Here is a 25,267-nt window from a genome sequence, read left to right on the forward strand (position 1 = left end):
GGAACCCGTCGAAATAACGAGTTCAACTGAGCTTTTCACGCGGCTTCATCGAGACCTCTCTAATCTTGGGCAGATACTGATAGAGATTTGATTGATTTCTTCTTCTCATGCCTGATCTGGTTGAACTTACGCTATAGTATCGAGTTATGGGTAAGAGACAGCCGTTCACGGGTGGGAGGAAGCGCGTAAGCTCCGTGGGGCAAACCACCGACGATGGCAGGGCGGACTCCCCAACGCTGACACAGAATATATAAACAAGGCGTCCGTATGTGAGAGTGTGATGGAAGTCAAACGCACCGTTCCCGTCAAACTCGATGTGCCCGAGGAGCGGCGCGACGACCTCCAGCAGACCATCCAGCAGTTCAACACCGCCGCCAACTACACTATCGACCACGGTAAAGGCGACGACGGCGACCTGATTCTCAACAAGTCCACCATCCACGACGAAGTGTACCACGACCTCCGGGACGAAACCGACCTCCCCGCAAACCTCGTGGTGCGGGCCTACTCGAAGGCCGTCGAAGCGATGAAAAGCACCGTCACGGAGTGGGAGAAGGGCAACAGCCGCCCACTCCCCTCGTTCGATGAACCATCCGCAGTCTACGACAAGCGCACGCTAACCATCAAAGACGAGTACGCCACGCTCTCGACGGTCAACGGGCGCGTCGAAGCCGCCTTCGTGCTTGGCGAGTACCAGCGGTCGTACCTCGAAGACGACGACTACGAGAAGCGGATGGGGACGCTCCACTACCGTCCCGACGAGGATACGTTCTACCTCCACATCGTCATTCAGAAGGAGGTAGACCAGCGTGATGGCGACCGTGTGCTTGGTGTGGACTTGAACCTGAAGAACGTCGCCGTGACCAGCACGGGACAGTTCTTCGACGGTGGCGAACTGCTGTGGGGACAGAACCACTATTTCCGCGTGAGACGGAGCCTTCAGGACAAAGGCACCCGTTCCGCTCGGCAGGCGTTACGGCGACTGTCGGGACGGGAAAACCGCTTCGTCCTGAACCGCCTGCACAATATCTCGCGTGGAATCGTGGAGGAAGCCCTGCGCCACGACTGTTCGTACATCACCGTCGAAGACTTGACCCACATCCGCGAGCGAATGGACGCCCACAACGAGCGCCTGAAGCGGCAGATGCACAACTGGGCGTTCCGCGAACTTCAAGAGCAAATTGCGTACAAGGCCGCCGAGTACGGTATCCGCGTTGAGTCGGTCAACCCTGCCTTTTCTTCGCAGACCTGCTCGAAGTGCGGCCACCAGTCCAGTACGAACCGCGACGGCGCAACGGGCTGGTTCGCGTGCAACGAGTGTGGGTACGAAGTAGACGGCGACTACAACGCGGCGAAAAACGTCGGCCTCCGTCTGTTAGCTTTACCATCGGGCAAACGTCCCGGTGGGTTGGGCAACGGTCAGCTTGCCCTGAAGTCGGGGACATTGAACGTGAGCGACGTGTCCAACGTCCACTCCAGCTTGGAGTTTGAACGGGAGTCCACCGACAAGCCCACCGCTTCAGCGGTGGGTAGCTGACTTGTACAGGCTCTGGCCAGCGCTGCCCGAGACTTCCGCGAGGCCGGCGTAGACCTCGGCGATACGCTCGCGCACGTTTCGGCCACCGACGCGCGGGTCGAAGCGGTCCTTGTTGGGCGACCACTCGACGTCGTTGAAGAAGGCGTCGCGCTCGTCTTCGACGCCTTCCGGCGGGACGATGTCGTTCGGCTCCTCCCGATAGAGGTCAAAGAGCGTCCGCGAATACTCGTACTGGTAGCGGGTGTCCTTGTTAACTTTGCAGATCCCTCGGTTCATGAAGTCCGACAGCTGGTCGGGCTGTAGCCCGGAGGACCCATGCAGGACCAGCGGCGTGTCCAGCCCATGATCCGAGAGCGCCTCGTGGATCTCGGTCGCGAGGTCGGGCTTGAGGTCGAGGTCTTTCCCCTTGGCGACGCCGTGCTGGGTGCCCACCGAGATCGCCAGCAGGTCGGCACCCGTCCGCTCGACGAATTCGACGGCCTGTTCGGGGTCCGTATAGAAGGCCTCCTCGGCGACGATCTCGTCTTCGACGCCCTTGATCTGGCCGAGTTCGGCCTCGACGAGGATCTCCTCGTCGGCCTGTTCGGTCTTCTCGACGACCTTCTTCGAGCGAGCGACGTTCTCCTCGAAGTCCTCGTGTGAGGCGTCGATCATGATCGAGGAGGGGATACCGGACTCGACCTGCATGTCGATGAAGTCCATGTCCGTCTGGTGGTCCATGTTGAGGAACACGCCGATGTCGTACTGGTCGGCGATCTCCTCGATGTAGGTCCCCATCGCGCGCAGGCCGGCTTCGGGGTCGCCGTTCCCGGCGAAGCTCGCGGCTCCGCCGCTCATCTGGATGAGGAGGTCCGAATCGGCCTGGTCAGCCCCTTCGATGAGACCCATCATCACGTTGGGCTCGGCGACGTTGCTTGCCACGAGGCCGAACCCCTCGTCGAGCGCCTTGTCGTACACCGTTGCGAGTTCGTCTCCGCCGTAGAACGGCATCAGTAAGTCACCGACTGGACGTTTCGGTGCCGTCGTAATAACGTATGCGGAATATACTGCCGACGGTTTCTCACGCCGCTTGCCCGCGTCCGTCGGTGCCTGTCACTCCCGCATCGACCAGACCCGAACCTGGTCCATGGTCGCCTCGGGATCGAGGTCGTGGACACTCGGTCCCTTGACGCTAACAAGATGGGCCGAGGTCGCGACGCCGGCCCGCAGCGCCGTCTCGTCGTCCCAGCCCTGCTCGTAAGCCCACAGCACGGCGGCGAACATCGAGTCACCGGCACCGATCGTGTCGACCACGTCGACGTCGAGCGGCGGTGCGTACAGCGTCTCATCGGGTGTGACTAAGACCGCTCCGTCCCCGCCCATCGATGCGATCACGCGCTCGTATCCCATCTCCTGGAGTTGGCGGGCCGCCTCGGCGCAATCGTCGATCGTTTCGACCTCGATGCCGGTCGCTGCTGTGAGTTCCTCGCGGTTGGGTTTGCAGTATTCGTATTGCCCGTCGAGTTCGACCATCAGTTCGCCGTGGACGTCGAGGGCCGTGTCCCACTCGCCGGCCGACGCGATCCGGTCGACGTCGGCTGCGTCCATACCCGGCGGCAGGCTTCCGCCGATGTTGATCACCGACGGTTCGTGATCCTGCAGCGTCTCGATCAGTTCGTCGACGGCGTCTCGGTCAGCCGACGGGCCGGACTGATTGATGTGGTATTCGCTCTCGGGCGTCAGTAGCGTCGTGTTGATCCGGGTTTCGCCCTCGACCTCGATGAAGTCGGTCGGGACATCGTAGTCGACGAGATCCTGTTCGATGAAGTAGCCGGTGAACCCGCCGATGAACCCCGTCGCGACGGTCTCCTCGCCGAGTGCGCGGACGAACTGCGAGACGTTGATGCCGTTGCCGCCGGAGTTGAACTGTGCGTCCGTACTCCGCTGGACGGCGTCGGCCTCGATCTCTTCGTCCATCTCGATCGTCTGATCGACTGCCGGATTCGGTGTGACTGTCAGTATCATGTTCGAGCTCCTCCGGGCCGTCGGCGTGCCGACAGTCCCGTTTTCCCTCTGAGGGTGGCACTACACCGTCTTAAGAAGGTCGGTCTCGACGTATCGATAGCAATTGCTGGCCCTCAAGCCGCCAGGAAGGCAGGATCAACCGTTCAGAGCTCTTCGAGAACGGCGTCCGTGAATTCTTCGGTCGAGGCGTCCCCGCCGAGGTCGGGCGTGCGCGGCCCGTCTTCGAGCACAGTCTCGACGGCGTTCCGGACGCGCTGGCCGTCCTCGTCGTCGCCGAAGTATTCCAGCATCATCGCAGCCGAGAGGATCATCGCCGACGGGTTGGCGATCCCCTCGCCGGCGATGTCGGGAGCCGAGCCGTGGACGGGTTCGAACAGCGCGTTGTCGTCGCCGACGTTGGCGCTGGGCAACATGCCGAGTCCGCCGACGAGACCCGCCGCCAGGTCCGAGAGGACGTCGCCGGCGAGGTTCGGCGTGACGATCACGTCGTAGTCTTCGGGGTGCATCACGAGGTGCATCGCGAGCGCGTCGATGAGTGCCTCGTCGTACTCGACGTCCATCTCCTCGGCCACCTCGGCGGCGGTGTCGACGAACAACCCGTCGGTCGTTCGCATCACGTTGGCCTTGTGGGCGACAGTGATCCGGTCGGCGTCGTGTTCGTCGGCGTACTCGAAGCCGTATTCGGCGATCTTTCGGGAGGCCTCGCCGGTGATGAGTCGCGTCAGCGTCGCGACGTCGTCGGTGAGGTCGGACTCGATGCCGGCGTAGACGCCCTGGGTGTTCTCCCGGACGAACACCAGATCGGTCTCGGGCTTGACGCCGTCGACGCCGGGGTAGGCCCGGGCCGGCCTGACGTTGGCGAAGGCCTCGACGTCCTGGCGCAGCGGGAGGATGATGTCGGCCGCGAGCTCCCCCGCGGCACCGAACAGCGTCGCGTCCGCCTCGCGTGCGAGTTCGCGGGTCTCCTCGGGAAGGGGTGTCCCTTCGCGCTCGTAGACGGCGTTGCCCGCGCGTCCCTCGACGAACTCGAAGTCCCGATCGAGCGCTTCGAGGACGTCGATGGCTGCAGGGAGCACTTCCTGACCGATGCCGTCGCCCGGAATGGCGGCGATCTCTTTCGTCATGTCGATAGCTCCCACAGGCGGGGAAAAGAGGGTATCGATATGCCTGAGCGATAGGTCGAAGGCGGTCGCCGGATCGAGAGCTGTCGCTCGTCGGCTCTCGGCTACTGAACGTCGGCCAACTCCTCGGCGATACCAGTATAGGACGCCGGAGTAAGTGCTTCGAGTTCGTCCCTGACAGCCGGATCGACGTCGAGATCCGCAAACAGCGCCTCGAAGTCGGCCATCGTGACCGTTTCACCGCGCGTGTGTTTCTTGACGCGCTCGTAGGCGTCGGTGTAGCCCTCCCGACGCAGGATGGTCTGGACGGCCTCGCCGATGACGGCGGGGGTGTCCTCCAGATCCTCACGCATGACTGTCTCGTTGGGAACGACCTTTCCAAGGCCCGTCTGGAGCTTTTCGTAGCCGATCAGACAGTGGGCCAGGGCCGCGCCGATGTTGCGCTTGACCGTCGAATCCGAGAGGTCACGCTGGAGTCGGGAGTTGGTGACGTATCCCGCCAGAAAGTCCAGGTCGCTGTTGGCCTTCGAGAGGTTGCCCTCGCTGTTCTCGAAGTCGATCGGGTTGACCTTGTGTGGCATCGTCGAGGAACCGGTCTCGCCGTCGACGGTGCGCTGGCCGAGGTAGCGATCGGAGACGTACAGCCAGGCGTCGAGATCGAGGTCCAGCAGGATCCGATTGGCTCCCTGGAGCGCGCCGAACAGCGTCGCGAGGTCGTCACACGGGTTGACCTGCGTGGTGAGTGGTTCGTGGTCGAGGCCGAGCGAGTCGACGAACCCCAGCGCGAAGGTCGGCCAGTCGACGTCGGGGTAGGCCGCGTGATGGGCGGCGTAGGTTCCCGACGCCCCGGCGAGTTTCCCGGAGAGCCCGTCTGTCGCCCACTGAATTCGGCCGAGCGCGCGGCCGAGTCGCGAGGCGTAGACGGCCATCTCCTTGCCGAAGGTCGTCGGTGTGGCCGGCTGGCCGTGGGTCCGGGCGAGCATCGGGGTATCGCGATACGTGTGGGCGAGTTCGACCAGGGCGTCCCGGACGTCCCGGAGGGCGGGGAGGAGGACATCCTCGACGGCGGGTTTGACCAGCAGCCGCTGGGCGAGGTTGTTGACGTCTTCGCTGGTGAGCGCGAAGTGGAGCCACTGTTCGGCCTCGAGACCGGCAGGGAGTCGCTCTCGGAGGAAGTACTCGACGGCCTTGACGTCGTGGTTGGTCGCGTCGTACGTCTCGGTGCCCTCAGTCTCGATCTGCTTGACCAGGGCGGCGTCCTCGTCGTCGAAGTCCTCGTAGACAGCGCGGAGTTTCTCGCGCTTGTCGTCGTCGATCTCGAGGGGCGTCGCGTCGAGGTCGGCGAGCGCGAGCAGGTATTCGACTTCGACGCGGACGCGGGCGCGAATCAACGCCGATTCGCTGGCGTACGGAACGAGTGGCTCCGTATAGCGGGCATACCGGCCGTCGAGCGGCGAGACAGCCGACAGCGGATCGCGATCAGTCATGGTGGTGGCTCAGACCAGACGGCGAAAAAACTTGCCGATCGGTCGGGGGCGACCGACAGGATTTAGAACGCCGGCCGGAAATTACCGGGTGCTGGTGGGGTGGCAGAGCGGCCTATTGCGCCGGTCTTGAAAACCGGTGGCGCAAGCCTCCTGGGTTCAAATCCCAGCCCCACCGCCTTCTGCGCGAACGAACGTGAGCGCTGAGCGGTGCAACTGGGATTTGAATCACGGCAGACGCGCGCAGCGAAGCGAGCACGTCTGGCATCGGGTTCAAACACCGCGGGACAAAGTCCCGCGAGGCTCGCAAACGCTTCGCGTTTGCTCACTCCCGATCGACTCGCTTCGCTCGCCGATCGACGTTTGCCTCGCGATGCTCGGCAAACTCCCAGCCCCACCGTCGGACTCTGTTCGTCATCCGATGAGCCCTCTGCACACTCCGATTGACGTGGTCGGTACGCATTTCCATCGGTGTCACGTGGGTCCGGTATGGATGCACAGGTCAGGGACCACGCATCCCAGCACGACGCCATCGCCGACCTGCCGTTGATCACGGAATCCGCTCGCGTGCGACGGGTCACCAAGATGGATCAGGACCGGCGGCCGGAAGTCACCCGGGCGATCAATCGCTGGGTCGCCGAGGTTACCCCGGCGTACACCCCGATCGAGGGGCCGGCCGACTGGGACGGCTTGCGGGAACGGCTTCTCGCCGACGGGCACCCGGACGTGGCCCGACGCGTCGCGACGCTGGCTCAACGATACGACCGGCCCAAGCCAATGCTCGCCCGCGTCGAGTTGAACACCGAGTCCGCGGTCGATTTCGTCGCCGGCCAGTACATCGGGTTGCGTTACGATGGGACGTCACGGGCGTATTCGCTCGCGAGTTCACCGACTCGTGACACCCTCGAAATCTGCGTGCGGCGGGTGCCGGGCGGGCGACTGTCGCCCCGGATCTGTGACGACCTCGCCGTCGGCGACGAGGTGACTGTCCGCGGACCCTACGGGGAACTCGTCCTGCAAGATTCCTCGCCACGGGACGTCGTCTTTCTCGCGACGGGGACCGGCGTCGCGCCACTGAAGAGCATGATCGACTACCTGTTCGAGACCGGTCGCGACGAGTACCAGGGCGAGAAACGCGACGTCTGGTTGTTCCTCGGCGCGGCGTGGGCTGATGACCTGCCGTACCGGACGGCGTTCCGACGGCTGGCCCGCGAGCGCGACAATTTCCACTTCGTGCCCTGTCTCAGCCGGGAGCCGTACCTGAGCGACTGGGACGGCGAGACGGCGTACGTCCAGCACGCCTTGCTGAAGCATATCGACGAAACAGCGGTATCGACGCCGATGGGGACACTGATCGACGACCGGCTCGAAGACGAGCCAGCATCGGACGAGTCCCCGTCGATCGACCCCGGCAACGTGGACGTCTACGCCTGTGGGATCAACGCGATGGTGTACAGTCTGGTCGCAGCAGTCGAACGACTCGGCGTCCCGGCGAACCGGATCGAATCCGAAGGGTTCGGGTGAATTGTCACTCGCCGGCGAGACCCGTCATCGGCGACGCGCCGGCGACGATCGCCCCTGCCGAGAGGATCGCAGCAGAGAGCGTCACGAAGTCTGCACTCGGATTATCAACTGCCAGATTCGCCCCGACGTCCACGATGAACACCGTGACGAAGAAACTCAGGATCGCGAACACCAGCATTACCAGTGCCGCGATCAGGCCCGCTACCAGTCCACCGAACGAATCGAGTATTGCCATTGTTGGTATCTCAGTCAATTGTTCACAAGGGAAACATAAATAGAACGGGGGTATTTCGGACTGACCGTCGAAAAGGTGACTGCCAGTTCGTCCCCGCGTGTTGGTGGCTTCACTCAGCGAGGACATCGACGCGGACACGACACAACGCCTAACCCGGACCCATCCCTCTCCGTGGACATGACCGAGTACACCACCGTCTCGATCCCGAAGGAACTCGCCGAGCGCGTCGAGACCACGATCGAGGGGACGAGTTTCTCCTCGACGAGCGACCTCGTCCGGTTTCTGCTCCGGAGCATCGTGATCCAGCACCAGCGGTCGGGCGAACTCACCGAGGCCGAATTCGAGGAGATCACCACCCAGCTACAGGACCTGGGGTACCTCGAGTAGTCACTCCAGGCGCTCTTCGGGCGGTTCGACGTCGAGGAGGTGGAGATCCCGTGGCGTGCTATCGCGGTCAAACACGGCGATCGAATCCCGGTCCCACGGCGGCACCGCCACGAACAGTACTGCGTGGAAGTCGTCGGACTGGGCCGGTTCGAGTCGCCCGTCGGGATGCGAGACGAACCGCCCCTGGGTCTGGCCCGCGGGCGTCCCCAGATCGACGCCGAAAACGAAGTTCAGGGAACTGCCGGCGTCCGGGAGATACAGGTGGGTGAACACCGGCGTCTCGTCGGGCAGATCGAGCGCCGAGAAATCGCCGGCTGGCGTCACCGAGATCGAGACCGTGGCTGGGTCCGGAGCGCGTTCCGCTGCCTGCTCTAAGAGGACGTCGACCAGTCCCTCGGTCGCGTAGATGGGCTCCGGATCGGTCGTCATCCAAAGAGGAAGTCCTTCGCCGCGTCGAAATAGAGTGCTGGCGTCCGACGTCGCGCCCCGTCTAACGCGTCGGCCAGGGCGTCACTCGCCTCTGTCACGACGGGTTCGCCGTGCCCGACGAGAATCCGTTCGGGATCGAACTCAGAGACGCGACGCGGTGGCCTGAGACGGAGCATCGGATGGACACCGAGGCGTTCGCTGCCCGTCCGGAAGTACGACGCCGTCCCGACTGCTTCGGGAATCACGAGCGTCCCCTCGTCTTCGTCGTACAGGGCGGCTTCTTGCCAGAACCGGGAGTTCTTGATCGGATAGACGGTGTAGGTGTCCGCGAGCGTCGTCCCGAAGCGCTCGACCGGTGCGGTCATCTCCTCGGCGACGCCGTCCATCCACTCGGGAATGTACACAGGGACGTCGTGTCGGAGTGCGATAGCGTCGGCGTCGCGCTTGTGGCGATCGAGGAGCACGACGACGCCGGCGACGTCTCCGACGTCTGCGAGATGTTCGTCGAGTCCGTCGGCGTCGACGGGGTCGATCAGCCAGACGTCGCCGTCGGCGACCAGCGCGTGGCTCGCTCGCTGCATCGACTCCTCGGGATGGGCGATCCAGGTCGTCCCGCCCGCCCAGCGGTCGTCTGGATCGAAAGCCGCTTCGCCCGTAGTTTTGAGTGGCATACTCGCCAGTAGGGGCTCTGCAGGTATAAACCGTCAGTCCGCGGACAAACGTGCCGCGCGGGGTTCGGCATGCTGGCCAGTATCGGTCGGTCACTCGAGTCGATCTGTGTCGATCTCGACATAGGGTGGCGTCACAACGAGGAAGCCACGGAAGTGCATCAGGCTCCCGCCTGCATCGCGAACGTCCCGGGCGAAGCCAGCGGCCTGTTCGTTGACGTCGCCGTCGACGTGCAATACCAAGACTGCACCGCTCTCGACGAGTTCGACCCACTCCCCGTCGGGCGTCGTCCCGTCGAGGATGTCGAGCACGACGCGCCCCGCGGGAGACTCACCGTCCTCGTCCGGCAACTCCGATTCGACCGCACCCAGATCTAGATCGAACTCACTCATGTGTCTCAGTGGGTGAGGAGACGGTAAAAATCCACGCGCTCACGACGACTCACTGATTCGGGGTGGCGTCGTCCGCCGAGCAACGCATCTCCCAATCTGTCAGCCGTCGTTCCAGACAGCAAAGTCGGGGTCGACAGTCCGATACCGGTCCTCGACAGCGTCGAGTCGGTCGACGACGGGTGGCGGCAACTCGACGTCGAGTGCTCTGCGGTTGCTCTCGATGTGTGCCGGTGTTGCGCTCCGGGGGGTCGGGACAATGTCCTTTTCGTGTAACCAGGCGAGAACGGTCGTGGCGACGGTCTCGTCGATTTCAGCCGCAATTGCGGTCAATTCTGTGTGATCGAGCAACGCCCCACGACCGAGCGGAGAGTACGCGACGAGTTGCGTGTCGTGATTGGCCGCATCTGCTCGGAGCGCTGCTTGGGGGCAGAGCGGATGACACTCGACCTGGTGGGCCCGGATCGGGTCGTCGAGGATCGTGCGTGCCTCGTCGAGCAACGCCGGCGAGAAGTTCGACACGCCAATGGCGTCGATCAACCCGTCGTCCCGGAGGGTCTCCAGCGCCGGCAGGGTTTGTTCGGGATCGTAGGTGTCCCGAGGCCAGTGGACGTACAACAGGTCCACCCGATCGAGACCCAGGCGATCCAGACTCTCCTCGGTCGTGGTTCGGACGGCGTCCGGGGTGAGGTTCCCAGGAGCGAGTTTCGTCGCGACGACGACGTCCTCGCGTGGGACGTCGCTCTCCGCTAACCCGGCACCGACAGCGCGCTCGTTATCGTACATCTGTGCGGTGTCGAGGAACCGATAGCCGGCGTCGAGTGCCGTCCTGACCGCCCGACGACACGCGTCGGCGTCAGTCGGTGTCCCGAGTCCGATTGCCGGGAGATTTTCCATGGCGTCACTCGGTGGGGCGACGGCATAAGGCGTTCCCCGTGGCGACAGCGCATCTGGACGGCGTTCCCCAGGTCTTTACGTTCCGGTCCCGACCGAGAAGTGTGGACCCTGACACAGTTCGCCACGAGTGGGCCGATCGCTCCGGCGAGTACTCCCCCGAATATTACGCACACTACGGGCCGAACGACACGAGCGAGGCGATCCGGGCGACCGTCGACCGGTATCTGTCCGACGAGGCGGCCGTCCTCGAAATCGGCTGCTCTTCGGGTCGTCACCTCGCACACCTCCTCGAAGGAGGCTACACTAACCTGACTGGGGTCGAGGTCAACGACGACGCCTTCGACGTGATGGCGGAGTCCTACCCTGAACTCGCGAGTCAGGGCACGTTCTATCACGACACCATCGAAGCGGTGGTCGAGGACTTCGCGGACGGACAGTTCGACGCTGTCTTCGCCGTCGAGACGCTCCAGCACATCCACCCGGACTCGACGTGGGTGTTTGACGAACTGGTCCGGATCACCGACGACCTCCTCGTCACTGTCGAAAACGAAGGTGACAGCGACGGGACCGCCGAACCGGACGTGACGTACGTCTCCGAGGACATCCCGCTCTATCACCGCGACTGGCATCGCGTCTTCACCGATCGCGGGCTGGTCGAGGTCGACGCCGTCGTCGGCGAGCGGGATACCCGGCGGACGTTCAGAACTGAAGGGTGATTTTACTCCTCGGCAGTGGCGCGACCGTCCTCGGCGTACTCCTTGGCAGCGTAGCCGACGGCGACGCCGACAGCGAGTGCAATGGCGGCCGTGATGCCGAGGCCGACCGCCGAGGTCACGCCGTCGACGATGAGGTAGACGATCTCGAGATTGATGCCGAGCATGTCGAGTCCGATGACGGCGACGAAGAAGTACAGGATCGCCCTGACGCCGGCCGTGACCCACGCGCCGTAGTCACTGGTCTGGACTGCCTCGGACGCAGCGGTCTGGTCGGCTGCGTACTCCGCGACGACGATGCCGACCAGTATGACGCCCAAGCCGGCGAGTGCCCGCGGGAGATACTCGATCAGCGCGCGCAGCCACTCCTCGAGGATCGCAAAGCCGACGTACCGGACCGCGATGAACGCGGCGAAGACGACGACGTAGTATTTGACGACGACGCCGAGTGCACTCGCCAGCGACCCGTCCTCTCCGAGGAACGATTCGATCGGCGAGTCGACGAAGACGTCGGCCAACCCGACCTGGCGACCGAGTTTTTCGGCCACGCTGCCGAGCACTCCGCCCAGGAACACGCCGACAGCCAGAATGATCACCGCGCCGACGATCCCCGGAAGCTCGGCGATGAGTGCGTTGATCGCCGACTCCCAGGAGGCAACGAAGCGATCGACGAAAAGCGGTACCGTCTCGATACTCTCGAACGCAACACTGGATAGCATACGGACGAGTTGTGCAGAGGGAGAGATATTAAAGTTTTACAATTCAGTGTGTCAGAAGTAAGTCACACCACGAGTCAGGTTCGCTCGTTTCCGATCACCCGGTGCAAAAACTGTCCAATCGCATCGGGCCCGGCCGGTGGAACGCCGTCGAGTCCGCCCGCTCGCTTTCCCGTGCTCTCAGCGACGTGAGCCGTCGATGTGATCGACTGCGAAGGCCGGGGCGTTCCCGTCAGCCGTTCCATCGCCGAGCGCTCGCTGTCCGCGCCGAAGACGTGGCCCATGTCGTGGAGTTCGTAGACGGTCGCGTCGACGTGGGCGTCGGCGAGAGCGTCGGCGAGCAGTTCGGTCTGGTCGACCGGGACGACATCGTCGGCCTGTCCGTGCATCACGAGGAACGGTGGTGTCGTCTCCGAGACGTACGAAATCGGGCTCGCCAGCCGCGCTTTCTCGAGGTTCTCCGAGACGATGCCACCGATCAGGAGCGATTCGAGGCCGTCACCGTCGAGTTCGCGGAGATCACTGACACCGTACCAGTCGACGACGGCCTGGACGCGCCCGGACTGCTCGGGTGCGACGCGCTTTTCGACCGCCTCGGCCGGATAGACGTCACCTGCGAGGTCGGTGACGTCTTCTAGCGCTCCCGCGAGGGCCGCCAGGTGACCGCCGGCGGAGGCTCCCCAGATCGCCACCTCGTCGGCATCGAACCCGTACGTCTCGGCATTGGCGCGCAACCACCTGATGGCGGCCTTCACGTCGAGAATCTGGGCCGGGAAGACGCCTCGCGGCGTCGGGTTGTCGGGGGCGGGATCGAACGGCGAGTCCTCGGGAATCGGGGCCAGCCGGTAGCTCACACTCGCGAATGCGACGCCCCACTCGGCGGCATACCGCTCCAGATCGGGGGTGTTCGCGCGCGTCGCGTAGGCCCACCCGCCGCCGTGGACGTAGACGACCAGCGGCGGGTCGTCGATTTCGGGAACGAACAGATCGAGTTTCATCGCCCCCGCGTCGCGTTCCGCGTAGGTGACGCCCTGGTGTGTTTCGACAGGGTTACTTCCGTTTGTCGGCTCCTCCTCGGTCGGCTCACTGTCGGATCGCGGCATTCGTGACTGACCACGAACACACGAACCTTGTAGTTCGGGGTTCGACTCGGCGGTTCGCTTGTCCGCTACAGCACACCCTCGCTTTCCAGGATATCCCGGAGTTCGGCCATCGACTCGACGACGACGTCACAGGCAGGCTCGACGGCAGGTTTCGGATCGAATCCCACGGCGAGGCCGGCGACTTCGAGCATCGGCAGGTCGTTCGCGCCGTCGCCGACGGCGACCGTTCGGTCCATCGACACGCCGCGCTCGGCCGCGAAGTCCGCGAGGGCGTCGTCTTTCGTCCCTTCGATCAGCGGCCCCTCGACCTCGCCGGTGAGTTTCCCGTCCTCGACCGGCAGGCGATTCGAGACGATCGTGTCGACGGTAACGCCCTCGTGCTCCAGGGCGGCAGCGACGCCCCGCTCGAATCCGCCGGTGAAGATCGCAACCGTGACGCCAGCCGCCCGGAGGGCCTCGATCACGTCGGCCGCCCCGGGGCGGAGATGGACCTGCTCGAAGGCCTCTCGTGCCCGCTCGTCCTCGAGCCCTTCGAGCAGCGCACACCGCTCCCGGAGGCTCTCGGCGTACTCGATCTCGCCGCGCATGGCCCGTTGGGTGATCTCGTCCATGCGCTCGGTGACGCCACACTGCTCGGCGAGGAAGGTCGTCATTTCGTCTGACGACAGCGTCCCGTCGAAGTCGAAGGCAACGATCATGCCCGTCGTTTGGCGAGCCCCGTTTTCAAAGGTCCCGGTTCGGGCTGGCCGACCCGATCGGGGCGAAAACAGCCGCCGCCGCTCTGTGCCACCACGAATCTGCGACGGTCGGAGCATCACGGACAGCTTAGGCACTTCTAGTATTGTATGTCTCAAACACGACTCTGTATGCCAGAACCCGACGAAACCCAGGGCATTCCGTTGATCGGTGACCAGTTCCCGGACCTCGAGGTCGAGACGACTGAGGGGACGATTTCGCTCCCTGACGACTACGAGATGTACGACTGGTGGTTCACGCTGAAAGACGAATAACGACCCCACCGAAGCAGTAACGCGCGCCTATTCGGATTCGGTGACGATCGCCTCGAAGTTCCCGAAGACCTGTCGTGCGTCGGCCGTTCGTGCGTGATTCTCCGGTGTGATCGAAGCCAGCACCGACTCGAGTCGGTCGGCGTCGATCTCGCCCTCCTTGTTCTGTACCACCCAGCGTGCGGTCTCGACGTCGTACTCCGGGTGGAACTGGACACCGTAGGCGTCGCCGACGGCAAACGCCTGGACGCCACGGCCGTTTTCGGCCAGCCGGGTCGCTCCCGCCGGCAGTTCGCTAACAGCGTCGGAGTGACTCTCGAAGGCGACGAAGGATTCCCCGACGCCCTCGAAAAGCGCGCTCACCCGTACGCGTTCGACGGTCGAATACCCGAGTTCGTACGCCCCAGTCGCCTCGACGCGCCCGCCGAGTGCGCTCGCGAGCAACTGGTGGCCCCAGCAGACGCCGAGGACGGGAACGTCCGCCTCGACGGCCTGGTCGATCCACGCCTCGACCGCCTCGATCCAGCGCCGGTCCTCGTAGACGGCGACCTGCGAACCCGAGATCACGACGCCGTCGTGGCCCCTCCCGTCGTCAGCGGGCTCCGGGGGTAACTCGCCCTCGCTGACCTTGTACGTCGAGACCGGGACGTCGAGGACTCGCCGGAAGTTGTCCGCGGCCGGCGTCGACCCGATCGAAGCATCCAGCAGCGCGAGTGACGGCTCGTCCATACTATTGAATGAGTCGTACAATTCCATAGGCGTTGTGCTCGCGGCGACCGCTATCGTGCGCGTGATCGTCCGCTCGCCGGGTCGCAAGGACTTTGCCCGCGCCGGGTGGAGCCTTCGCCATGACCGACGTCCATCCGGACCAGCGCGTCGCGGTCCTGGCCGACTCACAGAACCTCTATCACACTGCTCAGAGCCTCTATCAACAGAATATCGACTACGAGGAACTCCTCGACGCAGCCGTTCGGGACCGAAGGCTCACGCGAGCGATCGCCTACGTCATCCGGGCGGACGCCGACGACGAGGAGCGGTTTTTCGACGCCTTGGAGGACATCGGCTTCGAGACGAAGGAAAAAGACATCAAGACGTTCGCCGACGGCTCGAAGAAGGCCGACTGGGACGTGGGGATGAGCCTCGACGCCGTGACGCTGGCTCCCCACGTCGACACGATCGCGCTGTGTACCGGCGACGGCGACTTCGCCCGACTGGTCACCCACGTCAGACACGAGGGCGTCCGCGTCGAGGTGCTGAGCTTCGGGGAGTCGACGTCGGAGGAGCTCCTCGACGTTGCCGAGGACTACACCGATCTGAGTGAGGATACCGAACGCTTCTTGCTTTAAACAGGACGTTCTTCGCCGGCCGTGCCGACCAATAGTGTCCCGGCCGCCAGCCCGATCGCGGCGATTCCGGCGACGACGGTCGGAATCACGTCCGTGACACCGATTCCGAGGATGATCGCCGCCGAGAGCACGACCAGCACGAATCCACCACGTTCCCTGAGCGCGTTTGCAGTCATTGGCCGGCTATTTCGTCGGGGACGGCTTAAATCGAGCCGTACCCGTGGTCGCTTGCCGTCTCGTTCACCGTTCACAGCGAACGCCTTCGTCCACTGCTATGCTCGCCACCGGATAGGAGGGATTATGGGTGCCTGTGCCCGAGACGGGGCTAATGGACGAGTGGACCCGCTTGCGACAGATCGCGGACTATCAGTTCGGTGCCGGCGCGGGCGAAGCGCTGTTCGGTGAGCCCGCGGCGTTGACGGTCACCAGATCGAAGTCGGGCCGGCCGCGGCAGGTCCAGGCGGCCGATGGGCGTCTGGTCTCGCTGGGACTCGACGGCCGGTTCACACTGGGGCTCGCCGGCGGCCGACGACTCCGAGAAATCCTTGACGCGCCCAGTGGTCGGGTCGTCGTCGGCGAGGAGAGCGACCCGTTCGTTCGCGAGGGTCGAAACGCCTTCGCGAAGTTCGTACTCGATGTCGGTGAATCGATCCGATCCGCCGACGAAGTCCTCGTGGTCCGCGAGGACGACACCCTCCTCGGCGTCGGTCGGGCCGAACTCCCGGCGGCGGCGATGGCCGACCTCGCGAGTGGCGTCGCCGTTTCGGTTCGGGACGGGGCCGGCAAATAGGTCGGTGGACGCGTGAAACAGACTCACGAGGGGACGTCGCCAGGCTTTTGATCGCCCGTCCCGGATCGGGGAGTATGTTTGGCGGAGGCGGCGGGGGTCTCAACCCGCGCAAGATGAAGCAGATGATGGAACAGATGGGGATCGACCTCGAGGACATCGACGCCGAAGAGGTCGTCATCAGGACGCCCGACGAGGAACTCGTCTTTTCGGACGCCGAGGTCCAGCGCATGGACGCTCAGGGTCAACAGACCTACCAGGTCGTCGGCGAACCCGAGTCCCGCGAGCGCGGCGCTGGCGGTGACGCCGCAAGCGCGAGCGAAGACGACGGCGGGGACGCCATCCCCCAGGAGGACGTCGACATCGTCGTCCAGCGGGCAGACGTCGGCGAGGACGCGGCCCGCGAGGCACTCGAGGAGGCCGAGGGCGATCTCGCGGCCGCGATCGCCAGCCTCGAGTGAGCGTTCTACTCGTCGGGGAGGGCCGAGAGTACCTCCGCGAACGCGGCGAGACCTTAGAAACCGACCTCGGCGTCCTTGACGTTCCCGAAGACGCCGAGCCGGGAGACACCCTCGAGACGCATCTCGGGACCGCTTTCGAAGTGCGCGCGCTGCGAGGCCCGGACCTCTTCGAGCACTTCGAGCGGACCGGCGCGCCGATGATGCCCCGGGACGTCGGCCTCATCGTCGGCCACACCGGCGTCGCGGGCGGTGACCGCGTACTCGACGTCGGCACGGGGACGGGCGTCCTCTCCGCATACGTGGGCCGAATGGGGGCGTCAGTGGTGACCTACGAGCAGGACGCCGACTTCGCCGACGTCGCCCGCGAAAACATGGCGCTGGCGGGAGTCGAAGACGCCGTCGACGTCCGGACCGGCGACGCGACCGAACACGTCGACGAACTCCGGGAAGACGCGCCCTTCGACGTTCTCACGCTCGATACGGCCGACGCTCCAGCACTCGTCGAGCACGCGCCCGACCTGCTCGCCGACGGTGGGTTCGTCGCCGTCTACTCGCCGTTCGTCGAAGCCTCCCGGGACGTGGTCGAGACTGCTCGCGAGGTCGGCCTCTCGGAGATCGAGACTCTGGAGACGATCCAGCGGGAGATGGACTTCGACGACCGTGGATCGCGCCCCTCGACGGCCGGCGTTGGGCACACCGGGTATCTGACCTTCGGGCGGCTGGTGTAGACACTACTCGACGTCGTACACTGCGATCACCGCAGCGCCATCGCCATCGGGAGAGTGCCAGACGACCGTGATCTCATCACCACTTTCGAGTCCGGTCACGGTGATCTCCTCGCCAGCATACAGTTCCGGACCGGGCCATTCGCCGACGGTCCCCGGCGTTCGAATCTCGATTTCGGCCCGTTCGAGTGCTTCCCCGCCATCGTGAGTAATTGTCACAGTTCCATCCTCGTCGGCCTCGAACTCCAGGTTCACCGCTGGAGCCTGGGTGGCCGGCTCCTGGGATCCCATACCGATCACGAACGATCCGAGGACTGCACCGAACAACATGAGGAGGGCGAGTATCGAAACGATACCACGGTTTTCCCGCGGAGACGATGTGCTCGAGACCATCTGTCGGTCGCTATTGACAGCAGAACTATTAGTAGTGTCGACTCTTCGTGGCGACGTTGTGGCTCGTCACACGCTGACGTGCTGGAGCAACGTCCGGAGTTCCTCGCGGCTCGTCGCCGGATCGAACTCGACGTCGATCTCCTCGAGCACGTCAGTCAGCCGTGTGGGATGCAACCCGCCGGCGAGCAGTATCGCTTCGTCGTGCCAGATGGCGATCCACCCTTCCATAGGAATCTCGATCTCACCTGCCGGCGTCTCGACGGGGAGTGCCGCCTCGAAGTGCGTGCGTTTCGCCCGCGTGCCGGTGGCGACTTCGATACGGTCGTCGTCACCCGCTTCGACGTCGACGAGGCCCTCGTCGCGGAGTTGATCGGCGAACTCCTCGCGGGCGGCACTCCGGACCTTCGGGAGGGCCATCGCCGGACCGATGCCGGGTGGCAGCGACGGGGAAAACGTCAATCGGGTGGCGTAGAACAGCCGCCAGAGGTGGTCCGGGCCGCCGGCCGATCGAATCTGCTCCCGTAGCTGATCGTCCTCGAAGCGCAACTCGTGAGCGCGGGCGACCACGCCCGCGAGGCGTGCCCGAACCTCGATGCGGGTGTCCCGGAGCGACCAGCCGCCGGATTCGAGCGACTCGAGAGGGACTCTCGGGTACGATCCCTCGTCGGAGTCCCACGGGCGATCCTCGAGCGAGTCGGGATTCGGTCCGCCGTCAGTCGGGTCCGTGTCCCCAGTCACCGTTCAGTGATCGTCCTCGCGCCACTTGTGTCCACACTCGGTACAGGTGAAAAACCGGGTTTCGGACTCGTCGGCGGAGCGGATCTGTTTCATCTCCCAGAACGCGCGGTCGTTGCCACACTCCGGACAGTGGGCTTCGGTCGTCGGGCGGGCGTCTTCCTCGCTCTCGCTCAGGTCGACGATCTCTCCCTCCTGTTGGCCCTCCGTCGTGACCATCCCGCTTTCGCCGTCCGCCTCGCGGGGTTTCTCTGCACCACAGCTCCCACAGACCCACATCTCGCCTTCTGTTTTCATCATCGAACCACACTCGTCGCAGAATTCCATACCCGCGATATACAAGTAGACGAACTTAAGCCCCCGGTTTGCCGTCGCGTTCAAACCAGCCGATCGTCGCTGTTGGACGCCCACTCCTCGCAGGCGTCCATGTCTTCGAGATACCGACCGTGATGGGAACAGTACGGTTCGAGTCCGTCGTCAGTTCGGACGTAGTTGAACTGCTCGCAGTTGCCACAATAGCGGTCCGGTTGCCCGCGTGTCGGGGCCGACTCGACGGACGAGCCGTCAGCAGACGACTCAACTGTCGTCGAACCGCCATCACTGGCGGCCTGGCGCGTGGCACTGAAACTGTCCGAGCGATTGCCCGTCTGCGTCGGCACCTCGCCGTCAGGATCGGTCCCGAACAGGCCGATCCCGCCGACGCCGGAAACGCCCGTCTCGGCGGCCTCGACGAGTTTGACCGTCCCCTCCTCGGTGATCCGCATCTCGGCGGCCCCGCCAGGCGACTTTCTGGTCTTGAACGTCGCGATCGCGACGAACAGACACCACCCAGTCGTGATCGCCCCGACGAAGTACACTGCGAGCGTCATCAGCGAGAGCGCCGGATCGGCGGCCGGCGCACCCGGCCACTGCGTCGGGTAGGCGTAGGTAAACAGCGCGACTGCGAAGACTGTCAGACTCGCGCCGATCGCGATGGTCGCCCGCGTGAGCCGACTCGTCGGCAAAATTGCGAATAGTCCGACGAACGTTGCGGGCAGACCCACTCCAGCGAGAATGCCGGCCCACTCGCGTGCGCCGTAGACGCCGAGTCCGAGTGCCGACCCGATTCCCGTTGTCGCCAGGAGAACACCGACGGCAACCAGGCTCAACCCGACTGCGAACAGCGCCAGACCCGCGAGCACCCGGCGACGGCTCGCGACCGCACCGATCCGCCGCTGGTAGACGTCCGTCAAACTGGCCATGCTGGACGATACCACGTTCTCGTACTAAACAGTGCGTCAGACACCTGTCTTGCGATCGGTGTCAGTTCGGTTCCCGAACGCAGCAGACCGAAACCGTAGCGGGTGTCAGTTCCGAAGCAACTGGCCGGGTGTCGGTTCCGAAAACACTAATCGCCGCCGCGGCCAAGCGCCCGCTATGGCAGACGACACCGACGAAGAGACAGCGGGACCACCGATCGAACTCGGTGACGGCCCGGAGGTCGCCGGCGTGCCCCTCGCCCGCATCTCCTCGCGACTCACGTACGGGATCGAGAAGAGTGCGATCCGCCGCCGCGAGGGCGACACCGAAATCCGAACCCCGGACGGCCCGCAGGCCCTCGGAGACGTACTCGACTCGGTCGACGTCCCGTATTTCGAGCGTCGCCAGGAGTTCGAGACGGCGGTTCGTGAGGAGATCGGGGCGGGGCCGGTTCCGACGGAGTGACGATCGCGACCGGCGCGGGTTTTTGCGGCTACAGTTCAATCGATACGGCATATCTCTACTCGTTCCAGCAGGATCGGCCAATGAGACGCTCCTGATAGAGTTCGCAAGTCGACAGTGGGAGTTCAAAATCCGGAACGTCAATCGAACGTGAACCACCTCGGGATCAAGTCGTTCGAGAATCTCCGATTCTCGTGATCACGGAAATCTCCGATTTCCGGACGACCCCGAGGCACTCGGCCTGTTCCGCCTGTCGAACCAAACAAACGAACTCAACGTTCGAATGGTAAGAGACCAGGCGGTCTATCACTTGCGTGCTTATTCTAAACCGGTGGGGGATTTGAACCACGTTCGTTTCGCACCGCTCACTCTCTGATTCAAACCCACGTCGCTCACACTGGGCTCACGTTCGTTCGCCCGTAGAAGAGCCGGTGGGGGGATTTGAACCCCCGGCCTAATCCTTACGAAGGATTCGCTCTAGCCAGTCTGAGCTACACCGGCATTCACGTCCTGGCGCTACCATCACATGGTCCGCAACGACCAGGTGCGTACTCACACGTAGTGGCGATGACCGCAATAAGGATTGCGAATCGAAGCCCCTTAGCGAGTGATCCGCACGTCGAGGACGACGTTCAACTCGTGGGGAGCGTACGACCGAACCGTGTGGCGGGTCTCTACTGTCACGTCGTATTCCTCGCCTGCAGCCTCGCGGATCGCCCGCTCACCGGGACCGAACGGATCGTCCTCGTGGGCGATGTCGTAGTAGTGAATTACGGCCTCGTCGCTCGCGAGGGCCACGGCCGTCTCTAAGAACTCGTCGGCACTGTGAGGGAGGTTCATCACGATCCGGTCGGCCCAGTCGGTGTATTCCGGGACAGTGTCTCGGACGTCACCTTCGATCGCCGTAATCCGTTCGGCGACATCGTTGTGTCGGGCGTTCTCTCTGAGATACTCGATCGCGTCGGGGTTGACGTCGCACCCGACGCAGGTCGCCCCTCGTTTCGCCATCGGGACGACGAAGGGGCCGACGCCGGCGAACATGTCGAACGCCCGCTCGTCGGGCTCAACCTGCTCGACGACGCGATGGCGCTCGGTCGCCAGCCGGGGCGAGAAGTACACCTCGGCGAGGTCCAAGGCGAATTCACACCCGTACTCGCGGTGGACGGCCTCGGTGCCGTCGCCGGCGAGGACGTCCCACTCGCGGACGCGCTGCTCGCCTTTGACCTTCGAGGCGCGGTTGGCGACCGTCTCGACTGGGAGATCCGAAGCCATGATTGCGTCGGCAATCTCGCGTGCGCGGTCGAGATCGTCCTCGTCGACGATTACGACTTCGCCGAGACGCTCGTAACTCGGCTCGAACCCCAGGACGTCGGCGGGCATCGTCTGGCCCTCGCGGACTGGCGCGTCGTGCTCGACGACAGCGTACTCTTCGGGCACGGCCGCCGGATCGACCACCGGAATGAAGATTGCATCCTCGACGACGTCGATCTCGTGACCGTCGTCGATCAGATCGCGCTCGGCGAGGCGGGCACGCGTCGCCTCGCCGTCCTTGCGGGGAACGCGGACGCAGGGCACAGCCATGTCAAGAACTGAGACCGGTCGAGCGGTAAGCCTGACGTTTCACCGTCGCGATCCCGGCGAGCACACCTGGAACGCTTCGCTTATGCCCACGCCACGCCCAGCAGACCTATGCTCACGTTCGTTGGCCTCGGCCTCTACGACGAGCGCTCGGTCACGCTCGCCGGCCGGGACGCGATCCGCGCGGCCGACCGCGTCTTCGCCGAATTCTACACCAGCCGTCTCGTCGGCGCGTCCGTCGACGACCTCGAAGCCTTCCACGACACCGACATCGAGGTCCGCGACCGGGCAGGCGTCGAACAGGACCCAGAGCCGATCCTCGACGCCGCTCGCGAGGGCGACGTCGTTTTCCTGACCGCAGGGGACACCATGATCTCGACGACCCACGTCGACCTCAGATTGCGCGCCGAGGAGCGGGGGATCGAAACGCGGGTGATCCACGGCACGACCGCCCAGGCCGCCGCGAGTTCGCTCACCGGCCTCCAGAACTACCGCTTCGGCAAGGCCACGACACTCCCGTTCGAGCGCTCACACGGTGGGACGGGAGTCCCAAACAGCGTGATCGAGACGATCGAGGCCAACCGCGAGCGAGGCCTTCACACGCTCGTGTTTCTGGACATCACTGTCGAGAGTGACCACGAGACATATATGCGGGGCGAGCAGGCGGCCTCGCTCCTCGCCGAACACTGGCGAGCGGACGCCCTGGGTGTCGTCGTCGCTCGTGCTGGAAGTCCGGATCCAGTCGTCCGGGCGGGTCGTCTGTCGGCGCTCGCGGAGACGGACTTCGGCGAGCCACTGCATCTGCTGGTCGTTCCCGGTTCGCTCCATTACATCGAGCGGGACGCGCTGGAAGCTATCGGCGAGGCTCCGGCAGAGGTCCTCGAAGAAAACGTGGCGGAGTAGCGCGTTACTTGCGAGCGGTCAGTCGTCCGCCTCGACGGCGAGGGCGTCCTTGAGGTCGTATTCGGTGCCAGTGATGACGTATAGCCCTTCCTCGACGACGGTGAGGACGTCCGGTACCCACCGGAGGACGAGCCAGGTGATGGCGATCAGTGCGAACACCGCGCCGAACTGCGCGAGAATCCGGTCGCCGATGTAATACGAGACCATGTACGGATCACTCGCCGAAAACAGCGACATGATCAGATCGGGGAAGATATGCAGGCGCTGGTTGCCGAGCGTGTGAGCGATGAAGACGTTCCGGACGATGTTGAGCACGTAAATCACGCCGATCGCGACGCCTATCGCCTTGGCCTTCTGGCGGAGCGATCCCCGGACGGCCCCGATCAGCCCGACGAAGATCGACATGCTCCCGATCCCGGTACACGCCAGCCGAATCGTGTAGGTAATCGGGTGTCCGTCCGGCGCATAGAGGAACGTGTTCCGGTACGGGAAGTGTTTCTCGGGCAGTTCACCACGACCCGTCAGCGTAGAGCCGTCCGAGAGTTCGGTCCCGTCGGGGAGATACGGGTACCAGTCGCCGAGGCGGTACTGATCGCCGAGCAGCCCCAGCACGAAGTCCGTATGGTTGGTGACGGTCTCGATGAGTGGCCGGCGGACGAACGGCAGTGCGGACAGCGGGAGAAAGAACAGCAGGGCGAACCCGACCGCTCGCGAGACGACGAACAGCCGCCGGCGGCCGTTAGCGATGAGATAGGCGACGTACAGCGACAGCGGAATCGCGAGGACGACACCGACGCCTTCGGTGATCGACTTCTCGGCGAAGACGAAGTAGTGGACGTAGGAGAGCCAGTAGCCGGCGAGGATAATCCACGCGCCGGCGTAGACGTACTCGGCCCACGCCTCGTCGTAGCGTTCGAGGATCACGCCCGCGAGAAAGGCGAACAGGACGACCCACGCGAGCGTGCCCGCGTACCCGTTCAGCGCCGCCAGCCAGTCGACGACCGTCCCGATCATTCGTTGGTCGTCGTTGGACGATTCCGATTATATGTCTTGCCGTTGGGACGTGCCCGTGTCCGTGCGGTTCTCACCCGGCGTTCGGGCCTGTTTCTTCGACCGTCGACTGGACCACCACGACGATTCCTTCGAGAGCAATGACGACACCGGCGAAGACGAACGCGATCCACGTTGCGAACCCGACAAGCGTCGCATCGAGACCGTGACTTCCCGCTCCGAGGGCCCCAAGTGTCGACCCGATCCAGGCGAGAAGTATCCCCGCCGTGACGTACGCTGCCGCATAGATCCGGATGCCGAGCGTGTCTTCCATAGTTGAATTTCAGACAATGAGAAGATAATGCTTGGGGTGACTCGTCGCGTCACTCTATCTCGCGGCTCACGGCACCTTGCAGTCGCCGTTCGCTCTGTCCGAGGCGCTCACTCCGCTTCCCCGCTCGCTATTACCGAGACTTCGTTCGCTTCGCTCACTCTGTCTCGCGGCTCGCGGGTCGTGCCTCCCCGCTCGCTATTACCGAGACTTCGTTCGCTTCGCTCACTCTGTCTCGCGGCTCGCGGGTCGTGCCTCCCCGCTCGCTATTACCGAGACTTCGTTCGCTTCGCTCACTCTGTCTCGCTACCGCTCGACGATCTCGATCTCGTGGCCGTCCGGGTCCTTCGTGAACGCGTAGTTGTAGTCACAGGACTCCGGATCGCGGTAGTCCTCGGCGTCTCGCTGCATGAGCGTCTCCCAGGCCTCCTCCAGCGTGCCCTCTTCGACGCGGGCCGCCAGGTGGCCCCACGCGTCGCCCAGCTCGTAGGACCGGCCGTCGTAGTTGTAGGTCAACTCGACGGACATCGCCTCTTCGGCGGCGTCTTCGGGTTTGAGGAAGTACAGCCCAAAGGAGTCGTGCTCGCTCCGGCGGAACGTCTCGTACTCGAGGGCGCGCGTGTACCACCCGATCGATCGCTCGATGTCCTCGACGCGGATCATCGTGTGATCGATGCTCCAGCGCGCGCCGTGGTCGCGCTCGACGATCTCGATCTCGTGGCCGTCGGGGTCCTTCACGAAGGCGTAGCCCGGGTTCTCCTCGGGCGGGCGGTAGTCCTCGACGCCCTCGTCCATCAGCTCGTAATAGGCTTCCTCGACGTCCTCGACGCGGACGGCGATGTGGCCCCAGGCGTCACCCATCGTGTACGACCGGCCGTCGTGGTTGTAGGTAAGCTCCAGCGTCGCGCCCTCGTCGTGGACGTCCGCGGGGCCGAGGTGGACGTTGGTGAACGTCTCGGCCTCCCAGCGGCTCTGCTCCTCGTAGTCGAAGTGGGTGGTGTACCACGAAAGCGATTCCTCCAGATCCTCGACGCGCATCATGACGTGATCGAGCGTGCCGTCCATGTTCGAGTGGTCGGGCGGACAGCCGAAAAACGTGCCG

33 protein-coding genes and 2 tRNA genes are annotated in these 25,267 nt (G+C 64.3%); 12 read left to right on the plus strand and 23 right to left on the minus strand.

Annotation, left to right across the window (positions count from 1 at the left end):
* Nucleotides 1-280: 280 nt before the first annotated feature.
* Nucleotides 281-1,537, plus strand: coding sequence for an RNA-guided endonuclease InsQ/TnpB family protein (locus HTIA_RS16170; RefSeq protein ID WP_020935962.1), 1,257 nt, complete (start codon nucleotides 281-283; stop codon nucleotides 1,535-1,537).
* Here HTIA_RS16170 and fba read toward each other — a convergent pair.
* The 4 genes from fba to purB form a co-directional block, all read right to left on the minus strand.
* The gene (gene fba / locus HTIA_RS01995) at nucleotides 1,520-2,527 is read right to left on the minus strand and encodes a class II fructose-bisphosphate aldolase (RefSeq protein ID WP_008527476.1); all 1,008 of its coding nucleotides are present in this window, start codon (nucleotides 2,525-2,527) and stop codon (nucleotides 1,520-1,522) included. The genes HTIA_RS16170 and fba overlap by 18 nt on opposite strands.
* Nucleotides 2,528-2,629: 102 nt before the next feature.
* Nucleotides 2,630-3,541 carry a 1-phosphofructokinase gene (pfkB, locus tag HTIA_RS02000; protein WP_008527475.1) on the minus strand — a complete coding sequence of 304 codons (912 nt, stop codon included), beginning with the start codon at nucleotides 3,539-3,541 and terminating at the stop codon, nucleotides 2,630-2,632.
* Between the two features lie 143 nt (nucleotides 3,542-3,684).
* Nucleotides 3,685-4,665: an isocitrate/isopropylmalate dehydrogenase family protein gene (locus HTIA_RS02005; protein ID WP_008527474.1), complete on the minus strand. Its 981-nt coding sequence runs from the start codon at nucleotides 4,663-4,665 to the stop codon at nucleotides 3,685-3,687.
* A 101-nt stretch (nucleotides 4,666-4,766) separates the two neighbouring features.
* The gene (gene purB, locus HTIA_RS02010) at nucleotides 4,767-6,149 is read right to left on the minus strand and encodes an adenylosuccinate lyase (protein ID WP_008527473.1); all 1,383 of its coding nucleotides are present in this window, start codon (nucleotides 6,147-6,149) and stop codon (nucleotides 4,767-4,769) included.
* A gap of 93 nt (nucleotides 6,150-6,242) precedes the next feature.
* Between purB and HTIA_RS02015 the strand changes: the two genes are divergently transcribed.
* Both HTIA_RS02015 and HTIA_RS02020 read left to right on the plus strand, forming a co-directional pair.
* Nucleotides 6,243-6,324 (plus strand) — tRNA-Ser (locus HTIA_RS02015).
* A gap of 311 nt (nucleotides 6,325-6,635) precedes the next feature.
* Entirely contained in the window at nucleotides 6,636-7,670 is a 1,035-nt protein-coding gene (locus tag HTIA_RS02020; protein WP_008527467.1) for an FAD-binding oxidoreductase, read from the plus strand.
* A gap of 4 nt (nucleotides 7,671-7,674) precedes the next feature.
* Here the strand turns inward: HTIA_RS02020 and HTIA_RS02025 are convergent, their stop codons facing one another.
* Nucleotides 7,675-7,905: a hypothetical protein gene (locus HTIA_RS02025; RefSeq protein ID WP_008527465.1), complete on the minus strand. Its 231-nt coding sequence runs from the start codon at nucleotides 7,903-7,905 to the stop codon at nucleotides 7,675-7,677.
* A gap of 177 nt (nucleotides 7,906-8,082) precedes the next feature.
* Between HTIA_RS02025 and HTIA_RS02030 the strand changes: the two genes are divergently transcribed.
* On the plus strand, nucleotides 8,083-8,292 hold the full coding sequence (locus HTIA_RS02030; RefSeq protein ID WP_008527463.1) for a ribbon-helix-helix domain-containing protein: 210 nt from the start codon (nucleotides 8,083-8,085) through the stop codon (nucleotides 8,290-8,292).
* Here the strand turns inward: HTIA_RS02030 and HTIA_RS02035 are convergent, their stop codons facing one another.
* The 4 genes from HTIA_RS02035 to HTIA_RS02050 all read right to left on the minus strand — a co-directional run bounded on the left by HTIA_RS02035 (nucleotide 8,293) and on the right by HTIA_RS02050 (nucleotide 10,676).
* Nucleotides 8,293-8,721: a hypothetical protein gene (locus tag HTIA_RS02035; protein WP_008527461.1), complete on the minus strand. Its 429-nt coding sequence runs from the start codon at nucleotides 8,719-8,721 to the stop codon at nucleotides 8,293-8,295.
* Entirely contained in the window at nucleotides 8,718-9,392 is a 675-nt protein-coding gene (locus tag HTIA_RS02040) for a hypothetical protein (protein ID WP_008527459.1), read from the minus strand. The genes HTIA_RS02035 and HTIA_RS02040 overlap by 4 nt, the downstream gene beginning before the upstream one ends.
* A gap of 90 nt (nucleotides 9,393-9,482) precedes the next feature.
* Nucleotides 9,483-9,782, minus strand: coding sequence for a DUF5779 family protein (locus tag HTIA_RS02045; protein ID WP_008527457.1), 300 nt, complete (start codon nucleotides 9,780-9,782; stop codon nucleotides 9,483-9,485).
* A 99-nt stretch (nucleotides 9,783-9,881) separates the two neighbouring features.
* Nucleotides 9,882-10,676, minus strand: a complete 795-nt coding sequence (locus tag HTIA_RS02050; protein WP_008527455.1) for an aldo/keto reductase — start codon at nucleotides 10,674-10,676, stop codon at nucleotides 9,882-9,884.
* 101 nt (nucleotides 10,677-10,777) lie between these two features.
* Between HTIA_RS02050 and HTIA_RS02055 the strand changes: the two genes are divergently transcribed.
* Nucleotides 10,778-11,392, plus strand: coding sequence for a class I SAM-dependent methyltransferase (locus HTIA_RS02055; RefSeq protein WP_008527454.1), 615 nt, complete (start codon nucleotides 10,778-10,780; stop codon nucleotides 11,390-11,392).
* 2 nt (nucleotides 11,393-11,394) lie between these two features.
* Here HTIA_RS02055 and HTIA_RS02060 read toward each other — a convergent pair whose 3' ends face one another.
* From HTIA_RS02060 to serB, 3 genes are all read right to left on the minus strand, one after another.
* Nucleotides 11,395-12,108 carry a mechanosensitive ion channel family protein gene (locus HTIA_RS02060; protein WP_008527453.1) on the minus strand — a complete coding sequence of 238 codons (714 nt, stop codon included), beginning with the start codon at nucleotides 12,106-12,108 and terminating at the stop codon, nucleotides 11,395-11,397.
* A gap of 74 nt (nucleotides 12,109-12,182) precedes the next feature.
* Nucleotides 12,183-13,208 (minus strand): alpha/beta hydrolase, encoded by a 1,026-nt coding sequence (locus tag HTIA_RS02065; RefSeq protein ID WP_008527452.1) that lies wholly within the window; start codon nucleotides 13,206-13,208, stop codon nucleotides 12,183-12,185.
* 65 nt (nucleotides 13,209-13,273) lie between these two features.
* Complete coding sequence (serB, locus tag HTIA_RS02070) at nucleotides 13,274-13,906, minus strand: phosphoserine phosphatase SerB (RefSeq protein ID WP_008527451.1); 633 nt, start codon at nucleotides 13,904-13,906, stop codon at nucleotides 13,274-13,276.
* A gap of 168 nt (nucleotides 13,907-14,074) precedes the next feature.
* On the opposite strand from serB, the gene HTIA_RS16175 reads away from it, so the two are divergent.
* Nucleotides 14,075-14,218: a hypothetical protein gene (locus HTIA_RS16175; protein ID WP_008527450.1), complete on the plus strand. Its 144-nt coding sequence runs from the start codon at nucleotides 14,075-14,077 to the stop codon at nucleotides 14,216-14,218.
* Nucleotides 14,219-14,245: 27 nt separating this feature from the next.
* Here HTIA_RS16175 and HTIA_RS02075 read toward each other — a convergent pair whose 3' ends face one another.
* Nucleotides 14,246-14,944: a type 1 glutamine amidotransferase gene (locus HTIA_RS02075; RefSeq protein ID WP_008527449.1), complete on the minus strand. Its 699-nt coding sequence runs from the start codon at nucleotides 14,942-14,944 to the stop codon at nucleotides 14,246-14,248.
* A 119-nt stretch (nucleotides 14,945-15,063) separates the two neighbouring features.
* Between HTIA_RS02075 and HTIA_RS02080 the strand changes: the two genes are divergently transcribed.
* Nucleotides 15,064-15,561 (plus strand): LabA-like NYN domain-containing protein, encoded by a 498-nt coding sequence (locus HTIA_RS02080; RefSeq protein ID WP_008527448.1) that lies wholly within the window; start codon nucleotides 15,064-15,066, stop codon nucleotides 15,559-15,561.
* Here HTIA_RS02080 and HTIA_RS02085 read toward each other — a convergent pair.
* Nucleotides 15,558-15,737: a hypothetical protein gene (locus HTIA_RS02085; RefSeq protein ID WP_008527445.1), complete on the minus strand. Its 180-nt coding sequence runs from the start codon at nucleotides 15,735-15,737 to the stop codon at nucleotides 15,558-15,560. The genes HTIA_RS02080 and HTIA_RS02085 overlap by 4 nt on opposite strands.
* Before the next feature lie 152 nt (nucleotides 15,738-15,889).
* Between HTIA_RS02085 and HTIA_RS02090 the strand changes: the two genes are divergently transcribed.
* The 3 genes from HTIA_RS02090 (at nucleotide 15,890) to HTIA_RS02100 (ending at nucleotide 17,537) form a co-directional block, all read left to right on the plus strand.
* A complete protein-coding gene (locus HTIA_RS02090; RefSeq protein ID WP_008527443.1) occupies nucleotides 15,890-16,351 on the plus strand; it encodes a PUA domain-containing protein in 462 nt (153 codons plus the stop codon).
* Between the two features lie 74 nt (nucleotides 16,352-16,425).
* Nucleotides 16,426-16,809 carry a nascent polypeptide-associated complex protein gene (locus HTIA_RS02095; RefSeq protein WP_008527442.1) on the plus strand — a complete coding sequence of 128 codons (384 nt, stop codon included), beginning with the start codon at nucleotides 16,426-16,428 and terminating at the stop codon, nucleotides 16,807-16,809.
* On the plus strand, nucleotides 16,806-17,537 hold the full coding sequence (locus HTIA_RS02100; RefSeq protein WP_008527440.1) for a methyltransferase domain-containing protein: 732 nt from the start codon (nucleotides 16,806-16,808) through the stop codon (nucleotides 17,535-17,537). The genes HTIA_RS02095 and HTIA_RS02100 overlap by 4 nt, the downstream gene beginning before the upstream one ends.
* Before the next feature lie 3 nt (nucleotides 17,538-17,540).
* On the opposite strand, the gene HTIA_RS02105 is transcribed toward HTIA_RS02100, so the two are convergent.
* From HTIA_RS02105 to HTIA_RS02120, 4 genes are all read right to left on the minus strand, one after another.
* The gene (locus HTIA_RS02105) at nucleotides 17,541-17,927 is read right to left on the minus strand and encodes a type IV pilin N-terminal domain-containing protein (RefSeq protein WP_008524394.1); all 387 of its coding nucleotides are present in this window, start codon (nucleotides 17,925-17,927) and stop codon (nucleotides 17,541-17,543) included.
* Nucleotides 17,928-17,993: 66 nt separating this feature from the next.
* Complete coding sequence (locus tag HTIA_RS02110) at nucleotides 17,994-18,665, minus strand: hypothetical protein (RefSeq protein ID WP_008524393.1); 672 nt, start codon at nucleotides 18,663-18,665, stop codon at nucleotides 17,994-17,996.
* 3 nt (nucleotides 18,666-18,668) lie between these two features.
* Nucleotides 18,669-18,989 (minus strand): transcription factor S, encoded by a 321-nt coding sequence (locus HTIA_RS02115; RefSeq protein ID WP_008524390.1) that lies wholly within the window; start codon nucleotides 18,987-18,989, stop codon nucleotides 18,669-18,671.
* A gap of 50 nt (nucleotides 18,990-19,039) precedes the next feature.
* Nucleotides 19,040-19,903: a DUF7139 domain-containing protein gene (locus tag HTIA_RS02120; RefSeq protein WP_008524389.1), complete on the minus strand. Its 864-nt coding sequence runs from the start codon at nucleotides 19,901-19,903 to the stop codon at nucleotides 19,040-19,042.
* A 175-nt stretch (nucleotides 19,904-20,078) separates the two neighbouring features.
* Here HTIA_RS02120 and HTIA_RS02125 point away from each other — a divergent pair, with 175 nt between their 5' ends.
* Nucleotides 20,079-20,366: a DUF5789 family protein gene (locus HTIA_RS02125; RefSeq protein ID WP_008524387.1), complete on the plus strand. Its 288-nt coding sequence runs from the start codon at nucleotides 20,079-20,081 to the stop codon at nucleotides 20,364-20,366.
* Between the two features lie 423 nt (nucleotides 20,367-20,789).
* Here the strand turns inward: HTIA_RS02125 and HTIA_RS02130 are convergent.
* Both HTIA_RS02130 and HTIA_RS02135 read right to left on the minus strand, forming a co-directional pair.
* A tRNA-Thr gene (locus HTIA_RS02130) sits at nucleotides 20,790-20,864 on the minus strand.
* 99 nt (nucleotides 20,865-20,963) lie between these two features.
* Entirely contained in the window at nucleotides 20,964-21,944 is a 981-nt protein-coding gene (locus HTIA_RS02135) for a class I SAM-dependent methyltransferase (protein WP_008524385.1), read from the minus strand.
* Nucleotides 21,945-22,052: 108 nt separating this feature from the next.
* Here HTIA_RS02135 and dph5 point away from each other — a divergent pair, with 108 nt between their 5' ends.
* Nucleotides 22,053-22,844 carry a diphthine synthase gene (gene dph5 / locus HTIA_RS02140; protein ID WP_008524382.1) on the plus strand — a complete coding sequence of 264 codons (792 nt, stop codon included), beginning with the start codon at nucleotides 22,053-22,055 and terminating at the stop codon, nucleotides 22,842-22,844.
* 18 nt (nucleotides 22,845-22,862) lie between these two features.
* On the opposite strand, the gene artA is transcribed toward dph5, so the two are convergent.
* From artA to HTIA_RS02155, 3 genes are all read right to left on the minus strand, one after another.
* Complete coding sequence (gene artA / locus HTIA_RS02145; RefSeq protein WP_008524379.1) at nucleotides 22,863-23,858, minus strand: archaeosortase A; 996 nt, start codon at nucleotides 23,856-23,858, stop codon at nucleotides 22,863-22,865.
* A 70-nt stretch (nucleotides 23,859-23,928) separates the two neighbouring features.
* A complete protein-coding gene (locus HTIA_RS02150; protein WP_008524377.1) occupies nucleotides 23,929-24,168 on the minus strand; it encodes a hypothetical protein in 240 nt (79 codons plus the stop codon).
* Between the two features lie 303 nt (nucleotides 24,169-24,471).
* Nucleotides 24,472-25,230 (minus strand): VOC family protein, encoded by a 759-nt coding sequence (locus tag HTIA_RS02155; RefSeq protein WP_008524376.1) that lies wholly within the window; start codon nucleotides 25,228-25,230, stop codon nucleotides 24,472-24,474.
* Nucleotides 25,231-25,267 lie beyond the last annotated feature (37 nt).

The sequence above is a fragment of the Halorhabdus tiamatea SARL4B genome (assembly GCF_000470655.1).
In the GTDB taxonomy this organism is placed as follows: Archaea; Halobacteriota; Halobacteria; order Halobacteriales; family Haloarculaceae; genus Halorhabdus; species Halorhabdus tiamatea.